The following is a 23,291-nucleotide window of genomic DNA, read 5'->3' on the forward strand; positions in this document are numbered from 1 at the left end:
GGGAGGACCACATGGCACGCTTCAACATCTGAGCGCGTCGCAGCCGTGCCGGGCGAGCCGACCCGACTGCGACGCTGACGAGCTCAGAACTGCCTCACCTACGGGCCCATTGCTGGTTGGTTCCGCCGTGGCAGGCCCACAAGTGGATCTTGGTGCCGTTGGCGGTGCCTTGTCCGCTGGCGTCGAGGCACAGCCCGGACTGGACGCCGGTGATCGTGCCGTTCGTGTTGAGGTTCCATTGCTGGTTGGTCTGGCCGTTGCAGTCCCAGATCACCGCGGCCGTACCGTTGCTGGTGCCCTGACCGCTCGCGTCCAGACACTTGTTGCCGTACACCACCAGCTGCTTGTTCGCGGTGTAGGTCCAGCTCTGGCTGGTTCCGCCGGTGCAGTCCCACAGCTGCGTCTGTGCGCCGTTGCTGGTGCTCGAACCGGGGACCTCCATGCAGCGCCCGGACGACCCTCCGACGATCTGCGTGCCGCCCTGCGTCGCGCATCCGGGTGCGTTGAGCGGCGTGCGGTACTGAGCAGGCACACCCGCGTTGCAGATGATCGTCTGTGCCGCCGCGGGCCACGTCGAACCGGTCACCGGGTGGTCGTTCGTGATGCGGTTGTTCGTTGCCGTGGAGAAGTCGCCCTGTACGGCCCCACCCATGTGCCAGGTGTTGTCGACGGTGTTGTCCTTCGTGTTGCGCGTTCCGCCCGTGTTGGCGAAGACCCAGGGGCTGGAGTCGCGGATCACGTTGTTCGTCGCGGTGATGTACCGCGATCCTTCGTCCAGGTACAGCCCGACCGTGTTGCGCAGGTTGTACATGTAGTTCTCGCGGATCACCGTGCCCGGTGAGGCGGAGAGCGAGTAGATGCCGCCACCGTCACTGAAGATCCTCTTGGTGTCGTGCACCATGTTGTTCGCCACGACGTTGTTCCGGAACGTCGTCGGGGTCGAGTACATGGGGTTGTACTGGTAGTACCCGCGGTCGACGTAGTCCCGGGATCCGCCCGCGTCGTTCATGCCCCAGCCGAACCCGATGTCGATCGCGTCGTAGGGAAGGTCGAACACCTCGTTCTGCAGGATGCGCGCATTGTCGACATAGGTCGAGAGGAAGCCGGAGTTCTCCCGGTAGGTGAAGGAGGTCTTCGTGACGGTGTTGGCCTGGACGAGGATGTCCGAGTTGGTCATGGCCGGATCGCTGGGGTGGTGGGCATCGGCCCGGATCCCGCCGGCGACGACGGCTCCTCCGCCGAGCTGGGTGAACACGTTCCCGACGACGTCGATGTTGGACGCGCCCAGACCCACACCGCTCGCGTGAGCGTTGGCGTCGTTACCGATTCCGAGCGCGGTCTGGCCGAGGTTCACGAACTTGTTGCCGATGAACGAGACTCCCGTCGCCGCGGAGACCTGGACGGCCGCCGGCGACTGGTTCCACGTCGTACGGGCTCGCTCGAACGCGGCGCAGCCCTGGGAGCAGCTCGTGATGGCGTCGGACGGGTAGTACGAATAGGACCCGGCGAGGTATGCCCCGGTCTGCTGCACGGCGTAGCCGTTCGGTCCCGAGGGGGCCAACCAGCTGGTTCCCGAGAACTGGAGGCCCTCGAAGCTGAGGTTTCGTACCGGGCTGGAGTAGCTGCCGCTGATGTCGATGAGCCTCTCGAGCCGCGGCAGCTGCACATCCAGTGACGACGGGTTCACGCCGTTCGCGGGCTTCAGATACAGGCGTCCGGCTGAGGGATCGATGTACCAGTGACCCGGCTGGGAGATGAACGAGAGAGAGTTCTCGATGCTCAGCCCGTGTCCGCCGAAGATCGGGGCCTGCATGGTGTCGTACCCCCAGAGGTTGTTGTTCCACGCAGGCTGGGTCATCGTCGCCGTGGTGCCGTTGATGGTCGAGACCGGCGAGTAGCGATCGGTGAAGTGCCCGATGGAGCGCAGCTCGAGCCGGTTCTTCTGCGGCAGGTTCGAGAGGTAGTTGAGCGCCGAGTTCCTGATGTTGAATCCGGTGGCAGTCATCTGGATGTCGCTGCGAGCGATGGTCACCGACGCGCGGGGCGACGCGACACCGTTGACGAAGAGGTCACGGGTGTCCAGCCCGACGGGCGTCGAAGCGACCCAGATGTTCTTCGCCGAGTCGTGCGAGCTCCACCCCGTGACGGGCGTCGAGCCCGTCAGGACGGGGGTCGCACCCGGGGCGGCCGTCCAGCGCACGGTCGTCGTGGTGCGCCCGCCGTCGGCAGCCGTGAAGCTCAACGGCGAGGAGAGCTCGTAGCGGCCCCCGGCGAGCACGACCACCACGTCGGTCGGGGACGCGGAGCTCTGGTTCTGCCTGACCGCGGTCTTGACCTGCGAGATCGAGCATGGCGCGCTCGAGGTGCAGCCGGTTCCGGTGCCACCGGGCGAGGCGTAGTAGGTGGTGGTTGCGGCGGACGCGGGAGCCGGACTCACGAGCGCCGATGCCCATACCAGTGCCATGGCCGCGAGCGCGGTCATGAGACCCCGAGGCGTGCGATTCATCTGAGTTCCTCCGAACGTCGTTGTTTGGGGGTGCCCTCGGGCTCACTCGCTTCAGCCGTTATGCGTAGTACATCCGATCTCCGCCTCGAACTCAAGAGACATGTGACATATGTTCTCTATGCCCACCGGTAGGCCCAGGCGTGTCGTCCCGCGCGGACTGATCCCGCGCGGGATGTGGGCACGAACGACGTTCAGCGCACCGGCGCACTACTCCGCCCCTGAGTCCGCCCGGTCATCTCCGCGTCGAACGTCTCCTGTGCCACCCGCATCTGCTCCGCGTACACCGGCTCCTGCAGCCGCGCCCACATCACGTCCTCCGGAACGTCTTCGACCTGGGTCACGACCCACCAGATGTTGCCGAACGGGTCCTTGATCCGTCCGCCACGCTGACCGAAGGCGCTGTCAGCGACCGCGGTCACGACCTTCGCGCCGGCAGCGACCGCCTTCTCGAAGACAGCGTCCGCGTCCGGCACCCACACCCGCAGGAGGCTCGGCATCATGGGCCACTCCGGGGCGCGGTCGAAGGCCAGCACGACGGTGTCGCCGATCCTGATCTCTCCGTGGCCGATCGCGCCGCCCTCGGTCGCCACGCGGCCGAGCTCCTCTCCGTCGAGGACCTGGGTGACGAAGTCAAGGAAGGCTCCGGTGTCGTCGGTGACGACCCAGGGGGCGACGCTCGTGTAGCCGGCCGGGGCGGAGGTCTGCTGCTGGGACATGTTCGGTTCCTCTCGGGCTCTTCTGGCTGATGTCGGCAACGCTAGGAGCCAACTAGGACGGTTCTGGTCCTAGATGAGGAGAGAATCGGAAGATGGCCGGACCCACCTCGCGCTTGCTCACCCTGCTCTCGCTGCTACAGACCTCGCGCACGTGGTCGGGCAGCGAGCTCGCCGAGCGGCTGGACGTCACGCACCGCACCGTGCGCCGGGACATCGACAGGTTGCGTGAGATGGGCTATCCCATCGACGCCGACCTCGGTGCCCACGGCGGCTACCGCCTGGTGGCAGGCACCTCCATGCCGCCGCTGCTCCTGGAGGACGACGAGGCCATCGCCGTCGCGCTCGGGCTGCGGACGGTCGCCGTCCAGGGACTGCCGGAGCTCGAGGACGCCGGCCTCCGGGCGCTCACCAAGCTGAGCCAGTCCCTTCCTTCCCGGCTGCGGCATCGGGTGCGCACGCTGGGTGCTGCCGCGATGACCCGCAGGCCAGGGCCTGAGACGTCAGTGGATCCCGACATCCTCACGGTGCTCGCCGCTGCCACCGCGAACCGGGAACGCGTGCGCATGGCGTACGAGGATCGCAGCGGCGTGGTCAGTGCTCGGCACGTCGAACCCCAGCGCCTGGTCGCCGTCCGCCAGCGGTGGTATCTCGTCGCGTTCGACCTCGACCGCGACGACTGGCGTCACTTCCGGGCGGATCGGATCTCGGCCCCTCGTGCCACCGGCGCGAGAGCGCGGGAACTCATGCCGGATGAAGACGTGCTCGCTCATCTTGAGCACGCCGAGCGCGCGATGGCACCGACGCACCGCGCGGACGTGACCCTACGACTGCCGTTCGACACGGCCCGGGCGCGGTTGCGCGATCACCTCGGTGACGGCGAGATCACACCAGAAGGAGACGACACCCGGTGGCGGAGCTCGGCCGACACCGTCGAGTGGCTGGCGAGGCGGTTGCTCGCGCTGGACTGCCACTTCGTGCTGCACGGGCCGCAGGAGCTGCGGGAGCACCTCGCCTGGATCCATGAGCGGACCGGTTGAGGTAACTTCAGCGAACCTGCGCCCCAGCACGGCGACGGAGCCGTGCGATCTTCCAAGGAGCCCCGTTGTCCATGAGTACCGCACGGCCCGCGACCACCGGCCGGACCTTCCCGCTCGGGGCCGTCCGGCTCGGCCCCGGACCGTTCGCGACCGCCCAGCAGCGCGCGCTGGAGGCGGTGCTCGACATCGACCTGGACCGGCTCCTCGCCCCGTTCCTCGTCGCGGCGGGACTCGACAGCCCGGCCGAGCCGTACGGCGACTGGGAGAGCGGGGGACTCGACGGCCACATCGGCGGTCACGCCCTGTCCGCGCACGCGAAGCTGTGGGCGGTGACCGGCCAGGACGTGCTGCACGACCGCATGGAGCACCTGCTCGACGTGCTCGAGCGCTGCCAGGACGCGGTAGGCACCGGCTACGTCGGCGGGGTACCGGACGGGCCGGCCCTGGGCGAGGAGCTCGCCACGGGGCGCATCGACGCCGACCTGTTCAGCCTCAACGGCCGGTGGGTGCCGGTCTACAACCTGCACAAGACGCTCGCCGGCCTCATCGACGCGGCGACCCACGGGCGGTCCGAGCGCGCGCTGACCATGGCGACGCGCTGGGCCGACTGGTGGCTGTCGGTTACGAAGGCCCTCACCGACGAGCAGGTCGAGCAGATCCTCACCGCGGAGTTCGGCGGGCTCAACGAGGCGTTCGTGGAGCTCGGCGCACTCACCGGCCGGGAAGACCTCGTCGCCGAGGGGCGGCGGCTGGCCCACCGCAAGCTGCTGGACCCGCTGGCCGACGGCGGCGACCCGCTCGACGGGCTCCACGCCAACACGCAGATCCCCAAGGTGCTGGGCTACCAGCGGCTGGCCGGCCTGGCGCGAGACGGCGACCCCGACGCCGACCCGAAGACCGGGCGGTTCGCCGCAGCGGCCGACGCCTTCTGGTCCTCGGTGGTCGAGCGCCGCACGCTGGCGATCGGCGGGAACAGCGTGCGCGAGCACTTCCACCCGTCGTCGGACTTCACCGACGTGCTGACGGACCGCGAGGGGCCGGAGACGTGCAACACCCACAACATGCTGGAGCTGGCGCGCCTGCGGCTCGACCGCGGGCACGACGGCGCCACCGTGGAGTTTGCCGAGCGGGCGCTCTTCAACCACGTGGTCTCGTCCGTCCACCCCGGGCGCGGCGGCTTCGTCTACTTCACGCCGATGCGCCCGGCCCACTACCGCGTGTACTCGAGGCCGCACCTGTCCATGTGGTGCTGCGTCGGCTCGGGCCTTGAGGGCCACACGCGGTACAACGAGCTCGTCTACACCCACGACGGGCCCGACCTCCGCGTCGAGCTCTACACGCCGTCGGTCCTCGACTGGCCGGAGGAGGGTGTGCGGGTCGAGCTGTCGACCGAGCTGCCGTTCCGCGACCGGGCCAGGATCGAGGTCACCTCTGAGACGCCTCGGGCGCGCGCGCTGCGCCTCCGCGTGCCGTCCTGGGCTGAGCTCGTGGATCTGAGGGTCGACGACGAGCCGGTCGACGCCGCCGTCGTCGACGGTTATGCAGAGATCGTGGGGACCTGGAGCGGGACGACGGCGGTCACGATCCGCCTCGCACCCCGGCTCGTCGCGGAGCCACTGCCCGACGGGTCCGGCTGGGTCGCGTTCCGCTACGGCCCCGTCGTGCTCGCGTCACGCGCGGGCGCCGGCAAGCTCACGGGGCTCGTGGCGGGGCCGGACCGGATGGCGCACGTCGCCCACGGCCAGATGGTGCCGATGCGGCAGAGCCCCATCGTCGTTGCCGAGCCTCCGGAGTCGGCGGTGGCGCCCGTCGACACGTCGACGCTGACGTTCGAGCTCGCGGTGCTCCGGGAGCGGTCCGGCGAGCTCGTCCCCGGCGCCGTCCTGCTGGAGCCCTTCGCCGCCATCCACGACGAGCGCTACAGCATCTACTTCCCGGCCGACGCCGACCCGTCCCGCGCCCTGGCCACGCTCCGGACCCTCGACGACGCCGACGCCGCAGCGGCCGTCTTCGACAGGGTGACAGCCGGCGAGCAGCAGCCGGAGGTGGACCACGGGTTCATGGGGGAGAGGACCCGGGCGGGCGGCGAAGGCGGGGTGCACTGGCGCAGCACGACAGGGTGGTTCGAGTACCGCCTCCGCTGCCCGGACGACGCGGCCCTGGTGCGGACGCGTTTTGTCGACCACCCCGCCAGCCGACGCCGGATCCTACTCAACGGCCTCGAGGTCGGTCCGTCACGGACGCTGACGGCGCCTGCCGACGGCCAGGGCCTGGCCGAGCACGAGTACGACCTCACGGACGCCGTACGCGAGGTGGGCGCCCCGGGCGAGACGGTGTTCCGCGTCGAGGCGGTGGACGGCGCGGACTCCGGTGACCTGCTGGTCGTCGAGGTGATCCTGCGGGAGAGCTGATGTGGGTCGCAGCCCCGGAGATGTGAGGATGGCCGGATGCCGACGCACACCACGCAGTTCTTCGTCGACCTCGAGTCAGGGGTCTGGGACACGCAGGTCAGCGGTGACCCGCACGCGCAGCTCGAGCTGCTGTCCGCGGACTTCCTCGGCGTGTACCCCTCCGGGTTCGCGACCAGGGAAGAGCACGCCGAACAGCTCTCGGACGGCCCGATCACCACGTCGTACTCCATCGTGGACGCGCGGCTGATCGAGGTCTCCGAGGACTCGGTGCTGCTCTGCTACCGCGCCGACCACCAGCCGTCCGGCCAGGACGAGACGGAGTCGATGTTTATCAGCTCGCTGTGGGTCGAACGCGACGGCCGCTGGTGGAACACGTTCAGCCAGGACTCGCCCGTAGGTCCCTGAGCCGCTGCTCAGCGCTTCGTCGTCGCCATCCACTCCCAGACGCTCGCGCCGTCGTGGTGCGGGTCGTTGCGCGCGACGTAGATCCACGACCAGTGCCCGGGATAGGTGATCCCGTCCCAGGTGACGTTGTCGTACAGGCTCATGATCGAGCCGCCGATGCGTTCGTGGGCGTAGACGGTGTTGGCCTGGGCATCCAGAGTCGTGTCGTCGGCCGAGTGCACGAGCCACGTCGGCGTCGTCATCGCCGTGAGCTCGTCGTCCGATATGAAGTAGGTGTCGGAGCCGTCGCGGGCGCCGATGCCGCAGCAGATCGGTACGGAGGTCGCGAACGTCTCGGGGTAGTCGGCGACCATCTTCAGCGACATGTACCCGCCGTTGGAGCAGCCGACGACGTGGATCCGGCTCGCGTCGATCCGGTGCGCCCGGGTGACCTCCGCGATCGCCTCCAGGACGAGCGGCGCGAAACCGTCGCCGTCGAGCATCCAGGCCGACGTCGCCTGCGGCGCGAGCACGTACGCGCCGCCGAACAGGTCCTGCGCCTCCGGGGTGGCGAAGCCGAGCGCGCCCCGGTTGGCCCGTAGCTGCGCCTCGTTGTCGTAGTAGTCGTACCCGCCGGTCAGCAGGCCGCCCTCGCCGGCGCCGTGCAGCCAGACGACGAGCGCCGCACCGCGCCGACCGCTCCGGCGCGCAGGGGAGAACAGCCGGTAGTTCAGGCCCGACGCCGTCGCATGGTGGGCGAACGCGTCGACCTCCGGGTCGGACACCCGGCCCTGACGGAAGGAGTCGAGCACTACGGCGCCGCCCGGACCCCGCCCGCGCAGCGGCTCGACCTGCGTGACCGCGTAGTCGAGATCCAGGAGGACGTTGCGGCCGTGCTCACCCATGTACTGCAGGGTGCCGCCGCCGTCGACGCCCCACCCGTGCTCGAGCTCCAGCGTGATCTCACCACGGCGTGACCACGACGCCGCGGTGACCACACGATCCCGCGCGTAGGCCACCTCGCCCGTGAGCGGGTTGGTGGCGGTGACGTGCACGGCGAACGTCGACGAGGTGAGCGACGACCGTTCCGCGCGGTGCAGGGCGGGCGAGGAGACGGCGAGCGACGTCACCTGCTCGCCGCCGTCGAGAACCTCGGCGATCGGTGTCACCAGCGCTTCGCGGTGCCCACTCCCAGCAGTCTTCATGTCGGCGCTCGCAGTCGGTGTGCCCAGCAGCGCCGAGGCGCCGACGGTGGCGCCTGAGACGATCAGGGCGCGGCGGGTGATCTCTGTCCGCATGGCAGAACTCCTTTGTCCAGGGCCAAGGGGTCGGCCCGCGCGAGCGCATCACCAACCACCCGGAGGCTAGGTGGCGGTCTCGGCGCACGTCAACGGATGCCACGTCGCCGGGTCGGAGAACAGGTGGGGCTTGCGGAGGCCCTGGTCCAGGAGCTCGCCCGCGCCCTGCCGGTCCGTCAGGGCGCGGGCGAGCTGTGGCGCCCTCAGTCAGCCGGCCGCCTTACCGAACCAGCGCGCGAGGTGGGCGTCCAGGTCCTGCTGGTCGTCGCCGACCCAGGCCACGTAGCCGTCGGGTCGGAGCAGGAGGCACGGGGCGTCCAGCGCTGCGGTCGGATCCGCGATGTGGTCGACCCGATCGGACCAGCCGCCGACGGTCAGGCGTTCGGTGCGGTCCAGCAGCAGACCGCGACCGTTCCGCAGCAGCTCGTAGAGGCGGCCGTGCTTCACGTCGAGATCGCGCAGGCGGCGGCCGACCAGGTCATGCTCCGAACCCAGGTCGTACCGGAGGTCGATCGCCGCGATCTTCCCGATCAGACGTCGGTTCACCTCGTTGAGGTCCATCAGCTCCGCGAGCAGCCTCCGCACGGCCAGCGGGCCCGGTTCGGTGGACTGCAGCGCGAGCTGGGCGCGCGTGTTGTCCAGCACGTCCTCCGCGACCGGACGGCGCTCGGCCTGATAGGTGTCCAGCAGGGCATCCGGCGCCCAGCCGCGGACGTGCGCGGCCAGCTTCCAGCCGAGGTTGAACGCGTCCTGGAGGCCGAGGTTGAGCCCCTGCCCGCCGATGGGCGGATGGATGTGTGCCGCGTCGCCGGCCAGCAGCACCCGACCGACCCGGTAGTGCTCGGCCAGTCGGGTGGCGTCCCCGAACCGAGACAGCCAGCGTGGCGAGTGCACGCCGAAGTCGGTACCGGCGACGGCGCGCAGCTGTTGCCTGAAGTCCTCGAGGGTGGGTGGTTGCGTCCGGTCCGGGCTGACTCCCGCGGCGGGGACGACCACCTGATAGGCCCCTTCCCCGAAGGGCCTGAGCCAGAACTGCCTGGTGGTAGCGCTGATCTCGGCCACCTTGGCGGCGATCTCCTCCTGGGGGGCACCGACCCGCATCTCGCCCATCAGGGTCTCGGTCCGTGCGGGTTCGCCGGGGAAGCCGACGCCGAGCAGCTTGCGCACGGTGCTGCGCGCGCCGTCGCAGCCGACGAGGTGGCGCGCACGAAGCCGTTCGCCGTCGGACAGCTCGACCGTCACGCCGTCCTCGTCCTGTTCGAGGCCGACCACCGCGGAGTCGCGCCGGACCTGCGCACCCAAGCTGATCGCATGCTCTTCGAGCAGGCGGACGATCACCGGCTGCTGGATACCCAGCAGGAAGGCGTGCGCGCTGTCCAGGCCCTCGGGCACCGGCTTGTCGATGGCGGCGAAGAAGCCGGCGGCCGGACGCCGTCGCCCGTGCTCGAGCAGGCGATCCAGCAGTCCGCGCATCGCCAGCTGTTCGAGGCTGCGGATGTGCAGACCGACGATGCGGACGGACGACGCGGGCTCGGTCTCCTTCTCCAGGACGAGCACCTGCACGCCGTGCAGCCGGAGCTCGGCGGCCAGCAGCGCGCCGGTCGGCCCGCACCCGGCGATGATCACGTCGAACGTGAGGGGCGCGGGGTGGGCGTCGGAGATGAGTGATGAATGCATAGGTGTTGCCTTTCGGGGTGCCCAGCTCGGAGGGCACTCCCGGCGACGCCTACGTCAGTCGCCCGATCCTCGCAGAAGGGGGAGCACCCAGATCGGTCCTGCGTTCATGGGTCTCACCTCCTTCGACGGTGTCGCGGTCCAGCACAACGTACACGTTCCGGCCGCCGATAGGTTGGGCATCGCAGAGCATGGGACCGCGTACGAAACGAGGGTGAGGAGAACCAGGGATGATCCGCAAGCTGCAGGCCGTCGCGATCGACTGCGCGGACCCCGTCCTGCTCGCCGAGTTCTACGCCGAGCTGCTGGGCGGTCAGGTCGAGGTGGACGCGCAGGACCCGGACTGGGTGGAGCTCCGCGGGTTCGACGGCACGCCGTTGGCCTTCCAGCGGGTGGAGGGCTACCGGCCGCCGCAGTGGCCCGGACAGGAGTCGCCGCAGCAGATGCACCTCGACTTCGACGTCGACGATCTTGAGGCGGACGAGCAGCGCGTGCTGGAGCTGGGCGCGACGGTGCTGGAGCGCACCGACCAGCTGCGCCCTGGGGCCAACTGGCGGGTCTACGCCGACCCGGCGGGCCACCCGTTCTGCCTCAATCTCCACTAGCCGCACGGTGGGCGCAAGGACTGAGCGGCACCGGCTGACGACGTCGGTGGTTGCCTTGGGACGGGTGGTTACCTTGTGCGGGCCTGATACGTCGGTACGACTGACGGATCCCGCTGGACCGCCTCAAGACGTGGGCCGACTGGCAGGACCTCTCGGCGGAAGCGCACGGCCCGCTCGAACCAGCAGTCGGCGAACCCGCCTGACCCGGCGTCCCCGCCCCGCTGCCCGGCCACCCGAACCCGGTGGCCCTGCCATCTCGGGTGGCCAGTTCGGGTGGCCATCTCGGGTGGCCGGTTCGGGTGGCCGGAGCGAGGCTGGAGGCGGGACGTCGGGCGCGGCCGTGGGGCCCACCCTCCAGGGCGGGTGAAATTTCGATGTGATGCTAGCGTGAAGCGCTCTGTATTCGCCGCGTCATATGTAAAGGAGTTCTGGCGCCCCGGTGTGACAGCCCGGTAGCCCGGGCGGGAGGGGAGCCGCTGTGATGAGTACTTCAGAATCCACAAAGTCCCTGCTGGGCCAGGTCCAACGCGCCGCTCGCCGGGTCGAGCGCGCGGGGCGCGGCCCCGCCGAACAGCGTGTCGGTACCGACAAGGTCGTCTTCGGCGTCGCGGGCCTGATCGCCGTCGGCTTCATCGTGTGGGGCTTCGTGAGCCCCGACAGCCTCGGCACGGTGTCCGACGCCGCCCTCGCGGGTGTGCTCCAGAACTTCGGCTGGCTGTTCGTGATCGCCGCCACCGCCTTCACCATCTTCGTGCTCGTCGTCGCGGGGGGCCGGTTCGGCAAGATCACCCTGGGCCAGGACGGCGAGAAGCCGCAGTTCAAGACCTCCTCGTGGATCGCGATGATGTTCGCGACCGGGATGGGCATCGGCCTCATGTTCTACGGCGTCGGTGAGCCGCTCTACTTCTACATGTCGCCGCCGCCCGGCACCGTCGAGGGCTCCACCCCCGAGGCCGCGGCCACCGCCATGGGTACCACGCTGTTCCACTGGACGCTGTACCCGTGGGCCATGTACGCGATCGTCGGCCTCGGTATGGCCTACGGCACCTACCGCCTGGGTCGCGCCCAGCTGTTCAGCTCGATGTTCACGTCGCTGTTCGGGCACAAGGCCGTCAACGGTGTCGGCGGCCGGGTCATCAACATCCTCGCGATCCTCGCGACGCTCTTCGGCTCCGCCTGCTCGCTGGGCCTCGGCGCCCTGCAGATCGGCGGCGGCCTGCAGCACTCCGGCTTCCTGGCCAAGATCGGCACCGCGGGGCTCGTGGTCATCATCGCGATCCTGACAGCGCTGTTCGTCGTCTCGGCCGTCTCCGGCATCGAGCGCGGCATCCAGTGGCTGTCCAACGCCAACATGTGGCTCGCGCTGGTGCTCGCGATCATCGTCTTCATCGGTGGCCCCACGCTCTTCATCCTCAACGTGCTGCCCGCGTCGCTCGGCGCGTTCGTCGGCAACCTGCCCGAGATGGCCTCGCGCACCGCGGCCTCCGGCGACCAGTCCCTGTCCGACTGGATGGGCACGTGGACGATCTTCTACTGGGCCTGGTGGGTGTCCTGGACGCCGTTCGTCGGCCCGTTCATCGCGCGCATCTCGCGTGGTCGCACGGTGCGCCAGTTCGTCGTCGGCGTGCTGCTCGTTCCCTCCATCGTCTCGACCCTGTGGTTCGCGATCTTCGGCGGCGGCGCCATCGGCCTGCAGGAGCGGGCCGAGCAGGCACAGGACGCAGGCTCGGCGCTCGCCGCGATCGGCGAGGCAGGGGCCGACATCAACTTCGACCTCATCCTGTTCCAGACGCTCGGCGCGCTGCCGGTGCCCGGCTGGGTGGGCCTGGCTCTGATGGGCCTGGCGGTCGTGCTCGTCGCGATCTTCTTCGTCACCGGTGCGGACTCCGCGTCGATCATCATGGGCGGCCTCTCCGAGAACGGTGCCGAGCACCCCAGCCGCAGGTCGGTGGTGTTCTGGGGCGTGAGCACCGGTGCGGTGGCCGCGGCGATGCTGCTGGCCGGCGGCGACGACCCCGCCAGCGCCCTGAACGGCCTCAAGAACATCACCATCGTCTCGGCGCTGCCGTTCGTCGTGGTGATGCTCGTGCTCTGTGTCGCCCTGTGGAAGGACCTCTCGCGCGACCCGCTGGTCCTCAAGCAGGAGCTGGCGGTCCAGGTGCTGGCCGAGACCGTGGACACCGGCGTCGAGAAGCACGACGGCGAGCCGTTCGAGCTCGCTACCTCGGCGTCGCCCGCCGAGGCGGACCCGGACGACACGCCGATCACCCCGGAGAACGGCGTGCCGGCCGTGACCGAGGGCGGCGTCGCGGTCAAGGAGTAGCCGATAATCCGTTGCCGGGCTACGGCCCGGCAACGGACGGTGTACCCATGACCGACCCCTCCCGCCTGCTCCAGGCGTACGACGAGCAGCTCCGTACCGACGCCGAGACGCCCAGCGCCATCTCGGTGACCCGCCTGGGGCCGTTGCGCCTCGTGACCTTCCTGGGCGGACGTGGCTTCGTCACCTACCGCGACCTCGGCGGGGCCGACGGGCCCGAGGTGCGCGAGCTCGTCGCCGACGCCATCGCCCACTTCCGTGCTGACGGCGGCATCACGAAGGTCGAGTGGAAGACCCGCGGCCACGACCACGCCCCGGGTCTGCACGACGCGCTGCTCGAGCACGGGTTCGTCCCGGAGGACCCGGAGTCGATCATGATCGGCGACGCGGCGGCGCTCGCGGCGGACGTCCCGCTGCCCGACGGCGTCACCCTGCGCCAGGTTACCGAGGAGTCCGACGTCCGCGCGATGTGCGCGATGCAGGACGAGGTCTTCGGCGCCCCGGTGTCCGACAGTACGGCGAACGCGATACTGCGCAGGCAGGCGCTGGGCGACGGCATGGAGCTCTGGGTCGCGGAGGCCGAGGGGCAGATCGTCACCGCGGGCCGGCTGGAGCCGGTGGCGGACACCGAGGTCGCGGGAATCTGGGGCGGCAGCACCCGGCCCGAGTGGCGCGGGCGTGGCATCTACCGCGCGCTGACGGCGGCCCGCGCGCGCTCGGCCCTCGCGCTGGGCAAGACGCTGATCCACAGCGACTCCACCGAGTACTCGCGCCCGATCCTCGAGCGCTACGGCTTCGTCAAGGTCTCCACGACGACGCCGTACGTCTGGGAGCGCTGAGCGTCACCCCGGCCGCCGTCGGCCCATGATGTTGGCCGGCTCGGTGACGCCCGCGTACCGGAACCCGGGTACCAGGTCGACGAACCCGAGCCGGCCGTAGAGCACCTTGGCGCGGTCGGCGGGGTCGGCGGTCGTGGACAGCAGGGTGTGCCGGTGGGTGATCCGGTCGAACAGCCCGCTCAGCAGCGCCGTCCCGAGCCCCCGGCCCTGGTGCTCCGGCAGGATCTCCAGCTCGTTGAGCTCGAACGCGTCCTCTGCCCAGGCCGCATGGCCGGCCTGCGCCAGCGCGGGGCCCACCTGCTGCGGCCACCAGTGCTCAGGCTGGTAGTCGAACCCGTACACGAACCCCACGAGGTCGGCGCCCTCGAACGCCCCGAGGGCCAGCGCTCCGTCGTACAGCGGGAGGTAGGCGAGCCGGGTGTCCCGGAAGTGGTCACGACGTTCGTCGGAGTAGCCGAACGCCCGCTGGAAGATGTCGGCGATCTCGTCCGCGCGCCGCAGCACCTCAGAGGTCTCCAGCGTGCGGATCGTCATGTCGGCACGCTAACGCCGGCGAGCGGTTTCGTCGCGGGAAGGTCGCCGGGGGAGCACGGCGGCCAGATAGGCCGCGACCTCGGCGTCGGACCAGCCGTGCGCCTCGCGCAGCCCCGCCCCGATCATCGCCAGGTAGGCGGTCGACGGTGCGGTATGGGGCACCTCCGCGTACCCGTGCGGCGCGGTGAACGTGAGCATCGGCAGCCCGTCCAGCCGCCCGACGGCGACCAGCGTCTCGTACCGGCCGGGCCCCGCGGCGTGCCGCCCCTCGATGCCGGCGAGGAGCGCGGCCTCCAGCGGGTCGTCCGGCGCGGGCGCGCGGTGCATCTCCTGCGCGGCGACGTCGGCGAGCTGGGCGGTGGTGATGCGGTACGCGCGGGCCGCCGTCGGGCCGACGGCGTAGTGGTCGTAGAACGCCATGCCGCCGCCCCACACCGTCGACTCGCCCGCGAACCAGAGGCGTCCGGGGAGGTGGACCGCGCGGTCCTCGCTCGGGAGGGTCCGGTCACGCGCGCCCGGGTAGTGCCGCCGCGCCCCCGGTGGGCGTCCGCCGGTCAGATAGCAGGCGAGCCGGGCCCGGGCCATGTTGGACCCGTAGCTCACGTACCAGACCTCGGCGCTCAGGGGGTGATCTCCTCGACGGTCGTGCCGCACAAAACGCGGTAGACGTTACGCCTCGCCACCCGATTCGCCCATCCGCGCCGAAACCCGGCCGACACGGCGCGCGTTGGACAGCCCGAGTTGGACAAGCGTCCTAGACTCGGATCTGCAGGGATCCTTACGAGGCGGAGTGTGTGTCGTGGTTCAAGGCAAGGTCATCAGGTTCGATGAGGTTCGCGGCTACGGGTTCGTTGCGCCGGACACGGGCGGCGACGACGTGTTCATCCACGTCAACGATCTCGAGTTCGACAAGCGCCACCTCGCGGTCGGCGCAGTGGTGGACTTCGCGGTGGAGGACGGCGACCGGGGTCTGAAGGCCTCGACCGTCACCCTGGTAGCGCCCGCCCCGGCGCTGGCGGCGTCCGCCGTCTCCGCGGTAGCTCACACCGCGCCCGTCCCGGCTTTCCTCCCCCCGCTGCCCGACGCCGCCTCCCGGCCCGACGGCGAGGCGCCGTCCGAACGGGAGCTCGCCGTCGAGGTCACCGAGGTTCTTCTCGCGGGGGTGCCGACCCTCACCGCGGAGCAGGTCCTCGCCACCCGGGGTGCGTTCGTCGCGGTCGCGCGCTCGCACGGCTGGGTCTGACGCCGGTTCGGGGTGTTAACGCCCTGTTTCCGTCTCTGATGCGCGGGGACGGTACCGCTACGGGGCGATATCAGGTCGGTAACGATCAAGTCCAACAAACGGCGAAGTAGGGCAAACCCTCCCATCGCGTGAGTAGCGTGAGCGGAAACCATGACGGTGACGGACGTCTCACCCCGGCGCGCGCTGCGGCGCGCCGCCAGGAAGTCCGATACCGGCATCCCCTTGAGGAGGAACATTGAAGATCAGGCGACTGAGCGCCGCTGTGGCGGTGACCGCCACGAGCGCGTTGCTGTTCTCTGCGTGCACCAGCCCGGCGGGCGGCGACAATCCGGCGGACGACGAGTCCACTGCGGCCCCGGCGGCCGAGGTGACCTGTAAGCCCGACCTCGGTGACATCGAGACCGCCGACGGCGAGATCAAGATGTCGATCGAGGACGAGTTCCTCAGCTACAACGGACTGACCCCTGAGACCTACTCCGTGTACAACAGCGCGGTCGATGGCCAGCTGTTCAGCAACTTCTGGTACTTCGGCACCGACGGCACGATCTGCACCGACGAGGCCTATGGCACCTACGAGGCCATCTCCGAGGACCCGCTGCAGGTCCAGTACACCCTCAACGACGAGGCGACATGGTCGGACGGCACGCCGGTCACGTACGCGGACTACGCGCTCGACTGGGCGGCCCGGGCGATCACCGCGGACGGCAAGGTGACGAAGGACGCGACGGAGAAGGCCCTCTTCAACCACATCGACGGCCTGACGTTCGGTGACTACGTGCCCGAGGGCCCGCAGGCGGACTCCGCTGACGCCAAGACCTTCACGTACGACTACGAGCGCGTGTACGCCGACTGGAAGATCCAGGCCTACCCGCCCCTCCCGGCGCACGTCGTCGCCGAGCAGGCCGGCGTCTCCACCGAGGAGCTCGTCACCGCCATCGAGGAGCTCGACCTGCCGGTCCTGAAGAAGGCGGCCGAGTTCTGGAACAAGGGCTGGATCACGCAGCCGGGCGAGGTTCCGGACCCGGCGCTCGCTCCCGTCACCGGCCCGTACGACCTGAAGGCCGACGGTTGGGAGGCAGGCCAGTACATCACCCTCGAGGCGAACTCGGAGTACTGGGGCACCCCCGCGGCCACGAAGAACCTCACGTTCCGCTTCGTCGGGGCCGACGCTCAGATCCAGGCACTCGCCAACGGTGAGCTCGACGTCATCAGCCCGAGCGGACCCACCGTCGACACGGTGACGCAGCTCCAGTCGCTCGGCGATGCCGTCAAGGTGGACACCAACCAGAACCTGACCTGGGAGCACCTGGACTTCAACTTCAAGTCCGGCATCTTCGCGGACAGCCTGGAGGCCCGTGAGGCGTTCGCGCTCTGCGTGCCGCGCCAGAAGATCGTGGACGACCTGATCAAGCCGATCGACCCCGAGGCCGTCGTCATGAACGCCCGCGAGGTCTTCCCGTTCCAGGAGAACTACGAGGCGGTCGTGTCCGAGTCCTACGACGGCCGGTACGACGAGGTCGACCTGGACGCCGCCAAGGAGAAGTTCGCCGCAGCCGGCCTCAAGGAGGGCGAGGAGGTCCGGATCGGCTACTCCGCACCGAACCCGCGTCGTGCCGCCGAGGTCGAGGCCATCAAGTCCTCGTGCGACCAGGTGGGCTTCGACATCGTCGACACCGCCTCGCCGGAGTTCTTCGACAAGACGCTGCCGAACGGCGACTACGAGGTGGCGCTGTTCGCCTGGGCCGGCTCGGGCCAGATCGCCTCGGGCGAGAACATCTACTCGACGCCCGGTACGCAGAACTACGGCGGGTACTCCGACGAGACCGTCGACGAGGCGTGGAAGACGCTGTCCTCGTCGGTCGACGAAGAGGTGCACGCCGCGCAGATACCGATCATCGAGAAGCAGCTGTGGGACACGCTCTACGGCATCCCGCTGTTCGCACACCCGGGCGTGATCGCCTACAGCTCGAGTCTGGAGAACGTGCAGAACTCTGCTTCCCAGACCGGCGTGCTGTGGAACGCCGAGCAGTGGGTTCGTGCCTCCTGACGCGAGCCTGACGCACTGACTGCGGGGAAGGGAGCTCCTGTTCCCTTCCCCGCAGGGCTGTCTACCGCCATCCAGGATTATTTCCATCCCTGACCTGGGGCGATGACGGCAATTTTCATCCGGTGTCCTATAGTGACACGCTGATCGCTTTCCCCAGCAGACGCCGTGCTGCGTCCGCCTCGAAGGGCCAACCCGTGCTCAAGTTCATCCTCCGACGCATCAGCGTCTCGGCGCTCGTCCTGCTCGGCGCCTCTTTACTCATGTTCGTCCTGACCGTCAACTCAGGTGACCCCCTCAAGGATCTCCGGGAGTCGAACGACCCGAACCGCGCGCAGCTCATCGCCGAGCGCACCGAGCGGATGCGGCTCGACGACTCGGACTGGGCGAGATACTGGGACTGGCTCAGCGGCGTCGGCGGGTGCTTCACCGGTAACTGTGACCTCGGCGTCAACGTCAACGGCGTCGACGTGCTGGGCCTCACCCAGCAGGCGGCCACCTCGACGCTGCGGCTCGTCACCCTGGCCACGCTGCTCGCCATAGTCGTCGGTGTAGCGCTCGGTATCCTCACCGCGATCCGTCAGTACTCCGGCTTCGACTACACGGTGACGTTCGGCGCGTTCCTCTTCTTCTCGCTGCCGGTCTTCTGGGCCGCCACCCTGCTGAAGGAGTACGCGGCCATCCAGTACAACAACTGGATGGCAGTGGGGCAGTACGCGCCATGGACCATAGTGATCGTCGCGATCGTGGCGGGGTTCCTGCTCCAGGCCGTGCTCGGCGGGACCAGGAAGCGCCGGCTGATCACTGCAGCGACGGTGTTCGCCTTCGTCACGGTGCTGCTCTTCATCTTCAACGCGCTCGACTGGTGGCGCAACCCGATGTTCGGGATCGGCGGTGTCCTGCTGGTCTCGGCCGCCGCGGGTGTGCTGGTCACCGCGCTGGCCGCCGGGCTCCGCAACCGGCGGGCGCTCTACGCGGCGCTGACCACCGCCGTCGTCGGCGCGATCGCCTACCTCGCCCTCGCTCCGCTGCTGCGGGCGCCGTCGTGGCCGCTGCTCATCGGGCTGTTCGTGGTCACCCTGGTGGTCTCGGTGGCGATCGGTGCCGTCTGGGGCGGTCACGCCCGTAAGCAGGCGATGCTCGTCGCCGGCATCACGGGCACCATCACCAGCATCATGGTCGTGGTCGACATCCTCATCTCGCACTGGGCCAGCTTCCTGAGCCTCAAGTCGCGCCCCATCTCGACCATCGGGTCGCAGACGCCGAACTTCACCGGCGAGTTCTGGGAGCGGACGCTCGACATGGGCACGCAGATCCTGCTGCCGACCATCCTGCTCACTCTGGTCTCGGTGGCGAGCTACTCCCGCTACACGCGGTCGTCCATGCTCGAGACGCTGAACCAGGACTACGTGCGCACCGCGCGGTCGAAGGGCCTGTCCGAGCGCGAGGTCATCGTGAAGCACGCGTTCCGCAACGCGCTGATCCCGATCACGACGATCGTCGCGTTCGACTTCGCGGGCATCATCGGCGGCGCGGTCATCACGGAGCAGGTGTTCGGCTGGAAGGGCATGGGTGCGCTGTTCCAGGACGGCCTGAACGCCGTCGACCCCGCGCCGGTCATGGCGTTCTTCCTCGTCACGGGTGTTGCTGCCGTGTTGATGAACCTGGTGGCAGACCTGGCCTACGCGGCCCTCGACCCTCGGATCCGGCGCTGAGCGCGGGCCACGGCAGGAGACACAGACATGAGTGACATCAGGAACAGCACCCCCGGCGGCGAGGACTACGAGCCGCAGATCTCGGCGACCGGCACCGACGCGGTCGGTCTCGCGGCCGGCGGCTCGGCCGACCCGCTGCCCGGCGAGGACAAGTCGTACAGCCAGGGCCAGCTCGTGGCACGCCGCTTCTTCCGGCACAAGGCCGCGCTCACCTCGATGATCGTGCTCGGCCTCATCATCGTCGTGGCGTTCACCTCCATCGGCACCGGCCCCATCCCGGGCTGGTGGCCCAAGGACTACACGCTCCAGTACGACAAGATCGGTGACGGAGCGCCCACCTGGGCGTACCCGTTCGGCCAGGACACGGGCGGCAAGGACTACTTCGCCCTCGTGATGCGCGGCACGCAGTTCTCGCTGATCATCGCGTTCGCCGTCGGCATCATCTCCACCATCGTCGGCACGCTGATCGGGGCGCTGGCCGGCTTCTACCGCGGCTGGGTCGAGTCGGTCCTCATGCGGCTCACCGACGTCTTCATCGTCATCCCGCTGCTGGTCGTCGCGGCCGTGCTCGGCAAGACGGCGACGGGTTGGGGGATCTGGGGCCTTGCCCTCGTGCTCGGCCTGGTCACCTGGACCGGCCTGGCCCGCCTGGTGCGCGGCGAGGTGCTCTCGCTGCGCGAGCGCGACTTCGTGGTCGCCGCGCGGGCGGTCGGTACGAGCTCGTGGCGCATCATCACCCGGCACGTGCTGCCCAACTCGGTGGGCGTGATCATCGTGTCCGCGACGCTGGCGATCGCCGGGGCCATCCTCCTCGAGACCGCGCTGAGCTACCTCGGCTTCGGCGTGCAGGCGCCCGACACGTCGCTCGGCACGCTCATCGACGAGTACCAGTCCGCCTTCGCCACCCGGCCCTGGCTGTTCTGGTGGCCCGGCCTGATGATCCTGACCATCGCCCTGTGCGTGAACTTCATCGGCGACGGCCTCCGCGACGCGTTCGACCCCCGCCAGAACCGGACCAAGGACTGAGCATGACAACTCTCGACATCAGCTCTCCCGGTCCCGTCGCGGCGGCCGGCGACGCGGTCCTCTCCTTCGAGGGCCTCAGCGTCACGTTCAAGACGGAGTTCGGCGACGTGCACGCGGTCAAGGGCATCGACCTGGAGGTGCGCCCCGGCGAGGTAGTGGCGCTCGTGGGCGAGTCCGGCTCTGGCAAGTCCGTCACCTCGATGACCGCGCTGGGTCTGCTGCCCAGCAACGCGCGGGTCAGCGGCACCATCCGCGTGGGCGACAAGGTGGTGGGCGGCCTCGACGGCAGGGGGCTGCGCAACATGCGCGGCAACGACGTGGCCATGGTCTTCCAGGAGCCCATGACCGCGCTCAACCCCGTGCTCACCATCGGGGACCAGCTCACCGAGGGCCTGCAGCTGCACGGCATCGCGTTCGGCAAGCAGGCCACCGCGCGCGCCGCGGAGCTGCTCGCCATGGTCGGCATCCCCGAGCCGGAGCGCCGGCTCAAGCAGTACCCGCACGAGCTCTCCGGCGGTCAGCGGCAGCGCGTGGTCATCGCCATGGCCATCGCGTGCGACCCCAAGGTGATCATCGCCGACGAGCCCACCACGGCCCTCGACGTGACCGTGCAGGCCGACATCCTCGACCTGCTGCGCTCGCTCAAGGACAAGCTGGACACCGGCATCCTGCTGATCACCCACAACATGGGTGTCGTGGCGGACATGGCCGACCGCGTCGCCGTCATGCTCAAGGGCGACCTCGTGGAGACCGGCACCGCCGACCAGGTGCTCAACCACCCGCGTCACGAGTACACGAAGCGCCTGCTGGCCGCCGTGCCCCACCTGGGGTCCGGGCCGGGCCAGTTCGGTGACGTCGCCCCGGTGGTGGCGGCCCCGGAGGACCTGCCGGCGCTCGACCTGGGCAACCTGGTCATCGAGTACCACCGGCTGGGCAAGCCCAGGTTCCGGGCGGTCGACGACGTGTCGCTGACCGTGGCGCAGGGAGAGATCGTGGGTCTGGTGGGTGAGTCGGGCTCCGGCAAGTCCACCATCGCCAAGTGCGCGCTAGGGCTGATCCCCGCCGCGTCCGGTTCGGTGTCCATCCTCGGCAGCGACTTCACGAAGACGCGGGGCAAGGAGCTCAAGGCTCTGCGCCGGCGCATCGGCGTCGTGTTCCAGGACCCGGCGTCGTCCCTCAACCCGCGCCTGCCGATCGGCGACGTGATCGCGGAGCCGCTGGTGGTGCACAAGGAGGGCGACGACAAGTCGCGGCGACGCCGCGTGCTGGAGCTGCTCGACGCCGTCGAGCTGCCCCGCAGCGTCTACAACCGGTACCCGCACGAGCTCTCCGGCGGTCAGCGCCAGCGCGTGAGCATCGCGCGCGCGCTCACGCTCGACCCGGAGCTGCTGGTCGCGGACGAGCCGACGTCGGCCCTCGACGTGTCCGTGCAGGCCAACGTGCTGAAGATGTTCACGGCGCTGCAGGAGCGGTACAAGTTCGCCTGCCTCTTCGTGAGCCACGACCTCGCGGTGATCGACCTGCTCGCCCACCGTGTCGTGGTGCTGCAGAACGGCAAGATCGTGGAGCAGGGCCCGCGCGAGGAGGTGCTGCACCACCCCCGCGAGGAGTACACGCAGCGCCTGATCGCGGCGGCGCCCGTGCCGGAGCCCCTGGAGCAGCGCCGTCGTCGCGAGGCGCGGCACGCCCTGCTGGCCAAGTTCGGCGAGGACGTCGCAGAGCTGCGCGTGGAGGAGGACTACGAGCGTCCCCGGCCGCGGCAGGACGAGGGCGGCAACACCTCCGGTCTCGGCGGCCTGATGGGGGCCGGCGGCGACGGCAGCGTCTGACCTGCCGAGGTAGAACCAGGGCGAGGTAGAACTGCAGCGAAGGAGAACCGAGGCCGGTTCTCCTTTCGCTGCAGTCCTACCTCGCCAGAGTTCTGTCTCGCCCTGGTTCTACCTCGGCGGGACGGGCTACTCGGCCGTGTCCACCGTGATGCGGACCTCGCCCGGAGCGAGCCGGGTCTCGGCGCCCACCCAGGCGGCCTCCTCGCGGAGCCACACCCGGTCGGCCACGTGCACCTCGACGGCCCGCGTGGCGTGGGCCGTCGCGACGGCCCACTGGGCGGTCGCCCAGCCGCCGCGGCGGGGGTCGTCCGGGGTGAGCGGCGTCGCGTCCACGGTCACCGTGGACGACGCCGGGTCCTGGCGGTTCGGGTCCGCCGCGCCGGTCGCGGGAGCGAGCCCGAGGTCACGGCCCAGGCGCCCCACGACCACGTCACGAGCGGCCTCTGGCGCGATCTGGTCGCTGTCGGCGACCGGACCCAGCTCGCACGACAGGGACTCGGGCGAGTTGCCGGTGAGGGCCGACGCCCAGGCGCGCGACCGCGTCTCGTGCTGTGCGTACGCGTCCGGGTACGCCGAGCGCTGTACTTCCTGCGCGGCTTCCGTCACCGCCATGTCCTTGTACCCGTCGACCTCCACCAGCACGTCGTAGAACGCGTTGGTCGAGTACACGGGGTCCATGATCTGCTGCTGGGTGCCCCAGTTCTGCGAGGGACGCTGCTGGAAGAGGCCCACCGAGTCGCGGTCGCCGTAGTCGATGTTGATGAGCTTCGACTCCTGCAGCGCGGTGGCCAGCCCGATCGTCGCCGCCCGTGCGGGCAGGCCGCGGGCGACGGAGGTGCCGGCTACGAGCGCGGCGTTGTCCGCCTGATCGGGCGACAGGTACCAGTCCGAGCCGTCGAGCCGGACGGCGCACCGTTCGGTGACCGGACCGGCGCCGGTCAGGCTGTTCAGCCCCACGACGACGCCCACCGTCGCGACGGCGCACACCGACCCGACGGCCAGCACGTACTTGAGGGCGCGCCTCAGCGGCCGGTGCGACCTCGGACCGTCTACGGGCGGCGGGGCCGGTGGACCGGCCTCGGCCAGGAGTGCCATGCGTGCTCCTTGTTG

18 protein-coding genes are annotated in these 23,291 nt (G+C 69.7%); 11 read left to right on the plus strand and 7 right to left on the minus strand.

The window, feature by feature from the left end:
* Nucleotides 1–94: 94 nt before the first annotated feature.
* Together AB0I32_RS10785 and AB0I32_RS10790 are read right to left on the minus strand one after the other, a co-directional pair.
* The gene (locus tag AB0I32_RS10785; protein WP_357505656.1) at nucleotides 95–2,506 is read right to left on the minus strand and encodes an RICIN domain-containing protein; all 2,412 of its coding nucleotides are present in this window, start codon (nucleotides 2,504–2,506) and stop codon (nucleotides 95–97) included.
* Between the two features lie 191 nt (nucleotides 2,507–2,697).
* Nucleotides 2,698–3,222, minus strand: a complete 525-nt coding sequence (locus tag AB0I32_RS10790) for a VOC family protein (RefSeq protein WP_357505658.1) — start codon at nucleotides 3,220–3,222, stop codon at nucleotides 2,698–2,700.
* Between the two features lie 92 nt (nucleotides 3,223–3,314).
* Here AB0I32_RS10790 and AB0I32_RS10795 point away from each other — a divergent pair, with 92 nt between their 5' ends.
* The 3 genes from AB0I32_RS10795 to AB0I32_RS10805 all read left to right on the plus strand — a co-directional run bounded on the left by AB0I32_RS10795 (nucleotide 3,315) and on the right by AB0I32_RS10805 (nucleotide 7,075).
* Nucleotides 3,315–4,259 (plus strand): YafY family protein, encoded by a 945-nt coding sequence (locus AB0I32_RS10795; RefSeq protein WP_357505660.1) that lies wholly within the window; start codon nucleotides 3,315–3,317, stop codon nucleotides 4,257–4,259.
* A 71-nt stretch (nucleotides 4,260–4,330) separates the two neighbouring features.
* Complete coding sequence (locus AB0I32_RS10800; RefSeq protein WP_357505662.1) at nucleotides 4,331–6,670, plus strand: beta-L-arabinofuranosidase domain-containing protein; 2,340 nt, start codon at nucleotides 4,331–4,333, stop codon at nucleotides 6,668–6,670.
* A gap of 36 nt (nucleotides 6,671–6,706) precedes the next feature.
* Entirely contained in the window at nucleotides 6,707–7,075 is a 369-nt protein-coding gene (locus AB0I32_RS10805; protein ID WP_357505664.1) for a nuclear transport factor 2 family protein, read from the plus strand.
* An 8-nt stretch (nucleotides 7,076–7,083) separates the two neighbouring features.
* Here the strand turns inward: AB0I32_RS10805 and AB0I32_RS10810 are convergent, their stop codons facing one another.
* Both AB0I32_RS10810 and rox read right to left on the minus strand, forming a co-directional pair.
* Complete coding sequence (locus AB0I32_RS10810; protein ID WP_357505666.1) at nucleotides 7,084–8,352, minus strand: prolyl oligopeptidase family serine peptidase; 1,269 nt, start codon at nucleotides 8,350–8,352, stop codon at nucleotides 7,084–7,086.
* 207 nt (nucleotides 8,353–8,559) lie between these two features.
* Nucleotides 8,560–10,029: a rifampin monooxygenase gene (gene rox, locus AB0I32_RS10815; protein WP_357505668.1), complete on the minus strand. Its 1,470-nt coding sequence runs from the start codon at nucleotides 10,027–10,029 to the stop codon at nucleotides 8,560–8,562.
* A gap of 227 nt (nucleotides 10,030–10,256) precedes the next feature.
* Here rox and AB0I32_RS10820 point away from each other — a divergent pair, with 227 nt between their 5' ends.
* The 3 genes from AB0I32_RS10820 to AB0I32_RS10830 all read left to right on the plus strand — a co-directional run bounded on the left by AB0I32_RS10820 (nucleotide 10,257) and on the right by AB0I32_RS10830 (nucleotide 13,790).
* Entirely contained in the window at nucleotides 10,257–10,631 is a 375-nt protein-coding gene (locus tag AB0I32_RS10820) for a VOC family protein (RefSeq protein ID WP_357505670.1), read from the plus strand.
* A 481-nt stretch (nucleotides 10,632–11,112) separates the two neighbouring features.
* Nucleotides 11,113–12,954 carry a BCCT family transporter gene (locus AB0I32_RS10825; RefSeq protein WP_357505672.1) on the plus strand — a complete coding sequence of 614 codons (1,842 nt, stop codon included), beginning with the start codon at nucleotides 11,113–11,115 and terminating at the stop codon, nucleotides 12,952–12,954.
* A 47-nt stretch (nucleotides 12,955–13,001) separates the two neighbouring features.
* Nucleotides 13,002–13,790, plus strand: coding sequence for a GNAT family N-acetyltransferase (locus AB0I32_RS10830; protein WP_357505674.1), 789 nt, complete (start codon nucleotides 13,002–13,004; stop codon nucleotides 13,788–13,790).
* Nucleotides 13,791–13,793: 3 nt separating this feature from the next.
* Here the strand turns inward: AB0I32_RS10830 and AB0I32_RS10835 are convergent, their stop codons facing one another.
* Together AB0I32_RS10835 and AB0I32_RS10840 are read right to left on the minus strand one after the other, a co-directional pair.
* Nucleotides 13,794–14,324: a GNAT family N-acetyltransferase gene (locus AB0I32_RS10835; RefSeq protein ID WP_357505676.1), complete on the minus strand. Its 531-nt coding sequence runs from the start codon at nucleotides 14,322–14,324 to the stop codon at nucleotides 13,794–13,796.
* A gap of 9 nt (nucleotides 14,325–14,333) precedes the next feature.
* The gene (locus AB0I32_RS10840; protein WP_357505678.1) at nucleotides 14,334–14,927 is read right to left on the minus strand and encodes a histone deacetylase; all 594 of its coding nucleotides are present in this window, start codon (nucleotides 14,925–14,927) and stop codon (nucleotides 14,334–14,336) included.
* Nucleotides 14,928–15,123: 196 nt separating this feature from the next.
* Between AB0I32_RS10840 and AB0I32_RS10845 the strand changes: the two genes are divergently transcribed.
* The 5 genes from AB0I32_RS10845 to AB0I32_RS10865 all read left to right on the plus strand — a co-directional run bounded on the left by AB0I32_RS10845 (nucleotide 15,124) and on the right by AB0I32_RS10865 (nucleotide 22,181).
* Complete coding sequence (locus AB0I32_RS10845) at nucleotides 15,124–15,567, plus strand: cold shock domain-containing protein (RefSeq protein WP_357505680.1); 444 nt, start codon at nucleotides 15,124–15,126, stop codon at nucleotides 15,565–15,567.
* 235 nt (nucleotides 15,568–15,802) lie between these two features.
* Nucleotides 15,803–17,614, plus strand: a complete 1,812-nt coding sequence (locus AB0I32_RS10850; protein ID WP_357505682.1) for an ABC transporter substrate-binding protein — start codon at nucleotides 15,803–15,805, stop codon at nucleotides 17,612–17,614.
* Between the two features lie 194 nt (nucleotides 17,615–17,808).
* Complete coding sequence (locus AB0I32_RS10855) at nucleotides 17,809–19,326, plus strand: ABC transporter permease subunit (protein ID WP_357505684.1); 1,518 nt, start codon at nucleotides 17,809–17,811, stop codon at nucleotides 19,324–19,326.
* Between the two features lie 27 nt (nucleotides 19,327–19,353).
* Entirely contained in the window at nucleotides 19,354–20,352 is a 999-nt protein-coding gene (locus tag AB0I32_RS10860) for an ABC transporter permease (protein ID WP_357505686.1), read from the plus strand.
* Between the two features lie 2 nt (nucleotides 20,353–20,354).
* Nucleotides 20,355–22,181, plus strand: a complete 1,827-nt coding sequence (locus AB0I32_RS10865; RefSeq protein WP_357505688.1) for an ABC transporter ATP-binding protein — start codon at nucleotides 20,355–20,357, stop codon at nucleotides 22,179–22,181.
* Between the two features lie 126 nt (nucleotides 22,182–22,307).
* On the opposite strand, the gene AB0I32_RS10870 is transcribed toward AB0I32_RS10865, so the two are convergent.
* A complete protein-coding gene (locus AB0I32_RS10870; protein ID WP_357505690.1) occupies nucleotides 22,308–23,276 on the minus strand; it encodes a hypothetical protein in 969 nt (322 codons plus the stop codon).
* Nucleotides 23,277–23,291: the final 15 nt, after the last annotated feature.

The organism is Promicromonospora sp. NPDC050249 (assembly GCF_040656015.1).
Classification (GTDB): Bacteria; Actinomycetota; Actinomycetes; order Actinomycetales; family Cellulomonadaceae; genus Promicromonospora.